We start from the raw sequence: 6,661 nt of genomic DNA on the forward strand, positions 1-6,661 counted from the left end.
GCAGCTAACGCAAGCTGGCCACGCCGCGTCCGCCCTCCATGACCCACGGCCAGCTGAGGCCGTTCCTGGTCAGGACATCATTGCGGATCTCATCGGGAACGATCCATTCCTTGTGTGCATACCCCAGAAGGTACTCATCAAAGGCGGGGAGCTCGAGGCGAATTTTTAGGGCCTTCTCGATCTCGCTAGACGTGACATCCTCCTGCCAAGTGGCCATCCAGAAGTCCTGACCTTCGTGGAACACAGGTTGAGCAACCGTCGATGTCAGGGCCTTGGTGGCCTGAGATTTACTGAGCTTGGACCATGCTTGGAGGTCGGCTGCGGATACTGGCCCGTGCCCTTCGACATAGCGCTGGGCCAGCTCAGCAAGCGGTTCCTCCGGCTCGCGCTGGACGGTAGGTAGCGCGTCTACGTGGAGGAAAGTCTCTTGGTTGCCAGCTTTCGGGCCCTGCACGAGGTCGCCGGCACCACCAAAGGCGCGGAGTAGGTGGGAGCCCCTGCCTTCAGTGGGATCAACACCAGCTTCAGCGAAAATCTCGTAGACTTCCGTGCGGCTCAGGGGTTCGGTCGCTGCGCTGTGAAGCGCTTCCGAGGCAGCTGCCACCATGTCTTCATTCAGCCCCAAACTCGGCCGCCGAGATTTCTGGCTGGAAGCCATTCGTGGATAGAGGAGGCGGGACATCCAGCGGACGTCGGCAGCCGGCATGAAGTGCAGCGTGCCGCGCTGCGGCCAACAGCGCACCACGCGAAAGCGTGCTACGTCTTCGAGTACCTTTTGCTCATCGCAGCCGGCGCGAAGAGCAAGTGCTCTGATACCGGCATCGTAGGTCTGGCCCTGGAGGGCGAGCAGATGCTCGGCAACATCGAGGGCCGACGCCAGAGTCGGCCGCGCCGCCGATGGTGCAAGGCCTTGAGCAATGAGCCGACGAGCGAGAAGCTCATCGCGGGTAAGTTCCTTCATGGCTGTTTAGGTTAGAGTCGGAAGGTCTTCATCAGCTGCATGCCGGTGGACACCAGCTGACGGAAGCGCTCCGGGGAGATGTACTCCGAGGGCGCAAGCGGGTGTAGGCGTTGCTCGGCCACGGTGCGCTCATTGGCCCACAGGCGCATGCCGGTAATGCCGTGGCGGTGATTGAGGCCAGACTCCTTGACGCCGCCACCGGGTGCGGCGATGGAACCATACGCGGCGGCGAAGCCTTCGTTGATGTTGACCATGCCGGCTTCCAGCTGGGAGGCCACCTTCCATGCGCGGCGGGAATTCCCGGACCACACCGATGCGGATAGGCCGTAGGTGGTGTCGTTGGCGAGCTGAATGGCCTCGGCGTCGGAACTCACCGCATACACCGCGAGCACTGGGCCGAAGGTTTCGGTGGCATAGAGATCCATCTCTGGGGTCACACCAGTCAACACGGTGGGTTCATAGAAGTAGGGCCCAAGGTCCGGCCGGGCCTTTCCGCCGTAGACCACGGTGGCGCCCTTGGACACGGCATCCTCCACGTGGGCTTTAACGGCATCGAGCTGGCGTTGCGAGGTCAGCGAGCCGATGGTGGCGGCATCGGAGAAAGCCGCGCCCAAAACCTGCTGGTCTAGGGCGTTCGTGAGTTCTGCAAGGAACTCCGCAAAGACGCTCTCGTGCACATAGGCGCGCTCGGCGGACATGCACAGCTGGCCGGAGGAAGAAAATGCAGTGCGCACCGCACCTTGGGCGGTGGACTTAAGAGGGGCGTCGTCAAGCACCAGCATCGGGTTCTTTCCACCCAGCTCCAGCATGGTGGGGATGAGGCGTCCGGCTGCCTGGGTAGCGATGGACTTGCCGACCTTGGTGGAACCGGTAAAGGAGAGCCCATCCACCAGCGGAACGAGGGCATCGCCCACCTCCGCCCCGCGGCCGGGAACCAGCTGCCAGGCGGCCTCCGGAAGGCCTGCCTCAATGGCTAGGCGTCGCAACAGAATCGCCGTCAACGTTGTCTGAGAATCCGGCTTGTGCACCACGGCATTGCCGGCCGAGAGTGCTGCCAGGACGTCGCCCACGCCCAGAGACAGGGGATAGTTCCACGGAGAGATAAGCCCCACCACGCCCAGCGGGTAGTGCTGCGTGCGCGTTTTAGTCAGTACGGGAAGCGCGCCGGGGTGGCGGTCAGCGCCAAAGGCCTTGCGGATATTGACCGCGTAGAAGCGCGCGCAGTTATACAGATCCATCAGCTCGTCATAGGCATGGGAGCGGGACTTGCCGTTTTCTGCCTGAATGAGATCGAGAATGAGCTCCTCATTCTCGTAAACGAGGTCGTGCAGGCGCAGCAAGATGGCAGCGCGGTCACCTTGACCAACGCCGGCGCGCGCATAATTGACGGCCTTCTCGACGTCCCCGGCGGTGGCGACGGGGAAGCTAAAGAGCTCCTCACCGCTAAAAGGCGCGTGAGCCTGGTGCTGCTCACCCGTGCCGCAAACATCGCGGGCGGGATCCGTGTCTAAGAAATTGAGCACTCGCTGGGGCAGACGGGTCTGAGTGAAGGTCTTCATGCGGTCTATTGTCCCAAAAATATGCGATGGCGCTATAGATTTTTCGAGATTTGTCTCACAAACTAAATTAATCGTGGTTAGGATGACGCTATGCCAATCCTCGCGACCACTCCACAGGCCCAGGTACGCGCGGCCGTCGAGCCGCTCGTCAGATCTGGAGAAAGCCCAGCGCCCGTAGGCGTCATCGACCTCGCTGCATTCGACTACAACGCTGCACAGATGCCGGCCCGCTCCGGGGGACTGCCCATCCGCGTGGCCTCGAAGTCAATACGCAGCGTGGCAGCACTTCGCCGTGCCCTCGAGCACGAGGGCTACCGTGGCATCCTCGCCTATTCCGTTCCGGAGGCGCTGCATCTGGTGGGAGAGGGTTTTCGTGACATCGTGGTGGCCTACCCGAGCGTCAACCGCAAGGCTCTGCGTGAGCTCGCAGCGGATGACACCGCGCGCGAGGCTATCACCATCATGGTGGATAGTGCTGAGCTCTTAGACCTGCTTGAGGGCTCCCTGCGTGTGGCCATCGACATTGATTGCACCCTCCACTTGCCGGGCGCGGTTATCGGCCCGCGGCGCTCACCCGTGCGTACGCCGGAACAGGTCTCGGTGCTTGCGCGCGAGATTCTTCGGCGCGGGCACCGGCTTGTCGGTCTCATGGCCTATGAGGGGCAAGTGGCATCCGTTGCGGATGGCCTGCCGGGTCCGGTGGGAGCGGTCAAGCGCTGGCTGCGCACCAAGTCCATGTCCGACCTCGCTCCGCGACGCCGAGCCTGCGTGGAGGCCGCGCGGGAGGTGGCGGACATTGAATTCGTCAACGGCGGCGGCACGGGCAGCCTCCAGGAATCCGCGGCCGAGGGAACCTTGACCGAGCTGGCCGCTGGCTCCGGTTTCTACACGCCGGCGATCTTCGATGACTTCACGGGCATCAACCACAAGGCGGCCGCGTTCTTCGTCTGCCAAGTATCCCGTGTGCCCGCGCCGGGCTGGGCCACGGTCAACTCCGGAGGCTGGATCGCCTCCGGGCCGCCCGCGAAGGATCGCGTTCCGGTTCCGGTGTGGCCGGCGGGCCTTAGCTACTCCAGCACGGAGGGTGCCGGTGAGGTGCAGACACCGCTGCATGGGGCCGATCTGAACGTCGAGGATCTGGTGTGGTTCCGCCACGCCAAGGCCGGCGAAATGACAGAAAACGTCGACCGCCTTTTGGCTGTTGGAAATGACGGCGTTGATGTATGGGACACCTATAGAGGACAAGGATGGACACTCCGATGACAACGTTTAGCAACTGGGCAGGATCGGTCACTACGAAGCCGCAGGAGTTTGTGCAGCCCTCCCGAATCGATGAGATTCCTGGCATCATCAGCCGCGCCCGCAGCGTGCGCGCGGTCGGTGCGGGTCACTCCTTCACTCCCATCGCAGCGGGGGAGGAGACCATGCTCAATCTCGATCACGTGAGTGGACTGGTGAGCGTCGATAAGCAGCGCAAACGCGTCCGATTCCTGGCGGGCACTCGGTTACGTGATGTCCCAGCCCTTCTGCGCCCCTTTGGTCTTGCCCTGGCTAATCAGGGCGATGTGGACCCGCAATCGCTGGCGGGCGCGATTTCCACCTCGACCCACGGCACCGGCATCAATTACACGGGCTTTGCGGGCACGGTCACTGGGCTGACGCTTATCGACGCCGACGGCAACACCCGCTCCTATTCCATCGACGAAGACCCAGAACTCCTTCGCCTCGTGGTCGTCAGCGTGGGCGCGCTCGGCGTGGTTGTCGAAGTCGAAATGCAGTGCGTGGATGCCTTTGACCTGCTGGCTGAGGAGTCCGGCATTGCCTTCGATGAACTGATGGACAACTGGGAGGAGCTCTCCCGCGGCGTCGACCACTTCGAGTCTTACTGGTTCCCGCACACCGACCGCGCCATGGTCAAGGCCAACACGCGCCTCGAACCGAACGGGGAGCGCCGCTCACGCCTTAAGGCGCTTATCGACGATGAGCTCATCGGCAATGGCGCCTTCGCCGCAGCCCTGGCTCTAGGGCGTCTTATTCCGGGGACGATTCCGACGCTCAACAAGTTCGCCACCTCGGTTATCTCTCATAACCGCTACCGTTCAGCTGCTCACGACGTGTTCGTCAGCCCGCGGCGGGTTCGCTTCCACGAGATGGAGTATGCGGTGCCGCTTGCCGACGGCTCCGCCACCGTCCGCGAGATCCGCCGCTTCATCGACGAGCAGGATTGGCGCATCGGGTTTCCGATGGAGCTGCGCACGACGGCCGCGGATGACGTTGCGCTGTCGACAGCATCGGGCCGCGAATCGATGTACATTGCCTTCCACATTCCACGTGCGCTCAACCCGCAGGACTATATGCCGAAGCTCGAGCCCATTCTTCGGGCAGCGGGTGGGCGCCCGCACTGGGGCAAGATGAACTCCCTGTCCCGGAACGACTTTGCTCAACTTTATACAAGATTTAATGAGTTCTGTGAGCTGCGTGAAAAGATGGACCCGGATTGGAAGTTCGGCTCGCCCTACCTGCGAAAACTGTTCGGATAGGGGCGTCGTCAAGCGCTGCACATTCCGAAAGTGGGATTCGAAAGTATCTCTGATCTTTGGTAGCGTGTGGAAGTCTTAATTCCATACGCTGTCGAAGAAGGTGTCTCAAACGTCCTCTGAATCCCGTTCCCTTATCACGCCGACATTTGTGTTCGCGTGGTTGGTAAATTTTGCCCAATTTACGGTCTTTTATCTACTCGTGACCATCATGGCACTCTATGCCGTCGAGCAGTTCCAGGCCTCGGACACAGCGGGCGGGTTTGCCTCAAGCGCTTTCGTGGTGGGGGCGACGATTGCTCGCCTCTTTTCGGGCTACATCGTGGATGCTGCTGGGCGGAAGCGCTCGCTGGTCATCTCCCTCATCGTGGTCACTGTGGCGATGGCGCTGTATTTCCCAGCTCAGTCACTGCCACTATTGTTTGCTGTCCGTATCGTGCACGGCTTCGGCTATGCGGTGGCATCGACGGCTGTGATGGCTGTGGCGCAATCGGTTATCCCGGACCATCGTCGCGCAGAGGGAACGGGATACTTCGCCTTGGGGACGACGCTGGCCACCGCTTTTGGTCCGGCGGCAGGCCTGGCGATTGTCCACAACGCCGGCTATAACTCCGTGTTTCTAGTGGCGTTGACGCTGACGGTGGTGGCCTTGGGACTGGGGGTCGTCGTCAAGGCGCCGGCGCAGGAGCGTCGAAGCGTCTCTTTCTCCTTGGGGAATATTGTGCACCCGTCGGTGGCGCCATTTGGAGTTTTCATCCTTTTGGTCGGTGTTGCTTATACAGGCATCATTACCTTCCTGAATGGTTACTCCTCTCACGCCGGTCTGGAGAAGGGGGCTAGCTATTTCTTCTTGGCCTATGCGGTAGTGAGCCTCATCCTGCGTTTCGTGCTGGGCAAGCTGCAGGATCGTCGCGGTGACAACATCATCATCTACTCCTCGCTCGTCTTCTTTATTGCTGGTCTGGCTGTTCTGGCTTCGGCTGGTGCTGATTGGCAGATTGTTGCGGCGGGCGCCTTGGTGGGCATCGGATATGGCTCGATCCTGCCGGCGGGTCAGGCTATCGCTGTGCGCCTGGTGCCGATGCACGAGATGGGTGCGGGCATCTCGACCTTCTTCTTGCTGCTGGATCTAGGCATCGGCTTCGGTCCGATTCTGCTGGGGCAGATTATCTCCGCGACGGGATATTCCGCCATGTATTGGATGCTGGCGGCTTTGATGCTGGTTGCTTCTGTGGTCTACTTCATTGTTCATGGGCGCAAGGACGTTGCACGTGGTGACGTGCGCTACGAATAGATTCCACGTTGGTGGGATTTTTCGTTGGTTGGCGTCGAATGTCCTGGCTAACCCATGGTGACTACCCCCGTTTATAGTAACGACTTGACGGGAATTTACCACTGGCTATAGCCATGTGTGGTGGTAGCCGCTAGGATTATGTTTAGAACATTTCTTCTAATACAGGTTTATCTCGGGGGAGATACCCATGACCACCACCGCTACACGCCCGCCTACCTTTTTCTTTTCCACCACCAACCCTAATAATCCACACGCGATGGCCCGTGCTCAAGCCCGCCGGGCCACCTATAAAACCTGGGTCGGGGCCATG

At 61.1% G+C, this 6,661-nt stretch carries 5 protein-coding genes; 3 read left to right on the forward strand and 2 right to left on the reverse strand.

The genetic code is table 11. The features are described from left to right. Positions 1-4: 4 nt before the first annotated feature. Together HMPREF2635_RS11920 and HMPREF2635_RS11925 are read right to left on the reverse strand one after the other, a co-directional pair. Positions 5-961: a winged helix DNA-binding domain-containing protein gene (locus tag HMPREF2635_RS11920; protein WP_070546539.1), complete on the reverse strand. Its 957-nt coding sequence runs from the start codon at positions 959-961 to the stop codon at positions 5-7. 11 nt (positions 962-972) lie between these two features. Then, a complete protein-coding gene (locus HMPREF2635_RS11925; protein ID WP_070821822.1) occupies positions 973-2,520 on the reverse strand; it encodes a succinic semialdehyde dehydrogenase in 1,548 nt (515 codons plus the stop codon). A 90-nt stretch (positions 2,521-2,610) separates the two neighbouring features. Between HMPREF2635_RS11925 and HMPREF2635_RS11930 the strand changes: the two genes are divergently transcribed. The 3 genes from HMPREF2635_RS11930 to HMPREF2635_RS11940 all read left to right on the forward strand — a co-directional run bounded on the left by HMPREF2635_RS11930 (position 2,611) and on the right by HMPREF2635_RS11940 (position 6,351). Continuing rightward, complete coding sequence (locus tag HMPREF2635_RS11930) at positions 2,611-3,783, forward strand: alanine racemase (protein WP_070821823.1); 1,173 nt, start codon at positions 2,611-2,613, stop codon at positions 3,781-3,783. Then, a complete protein-coding gene (locus HMPREF2635_RS11935) occupies positions 3,780-5,060 on the forward strand; it encodes a D-arabinono-1,4-lactone oxidase (protein ID WP_083321310.1) in 1,281 nt (426 codons plus the stop codon). Before HMPREF2635_RS11930 ends, HMPREF2635_RS11935 begins: the two co-directional genes overlap by 4 nt. A 100-nt stretch (positions 5,061-5,160) precedes the next feature. After that, positions 5,161-6,351 carry an MFS transporter gene (locus HMPREF2635_RS11940; RefSeq protein WP_070821825.1) on the forward strand — a complete coding sequence of 397 codons (1,191 nt, stop codon included), beginning with the start codon at positions 5,161-5,163 and terminating at the stop codon, positions 6,349-6,351. Positions 6,352-6,661 lie beyond the last annotated feature (310 nt).

Source organism: Corynebacterium sp. HMSC035E02 (assembly GCF_001836065.1).
Taxonomy (GTDB): domain Bacteria; phylum Actinomycetota; class Actinomycetes; order Mycobacteriales; family Mycobacteriaceae; genus Corynebacterium; species Corynebacterium hiratae.

What these genes read in the sequence shown, in the direction of transcription:
- HMPREF2635_RS11925 (WP_070821822.1), bottom strand. Translation starts at nt 2,520, where the DNA reads ATGAAGACCTTCACTCAGACCCGTCTGCCCCAGCGAGTGCTCAATTTC.
- HMPREF2635_RS11920 (WP_070546539.1), bottom strand. Translation starts at nt 961, where the DNA reads ATGAAGGAACTTACCCGCGATGAGCTTCTCGCTCGTCGGCTCATTGCT.
- HMPREF2635_RS11930 (WP_070821823.1), top strand. Translation starts at nt 2,611, where the DNA reads ATGCCAATCCTCGCGACCACTCCACAGGCCCAGGTACGCGCGGCCGTC.
- HMPREF2635_RS11935 (WP_083321310.1), top strand. Translation starts at nt 3,780, where the DNA reads ATGACAACGTTTAGCAACTGGGCAGGATCGGTCACTACGAAGCCGCAG.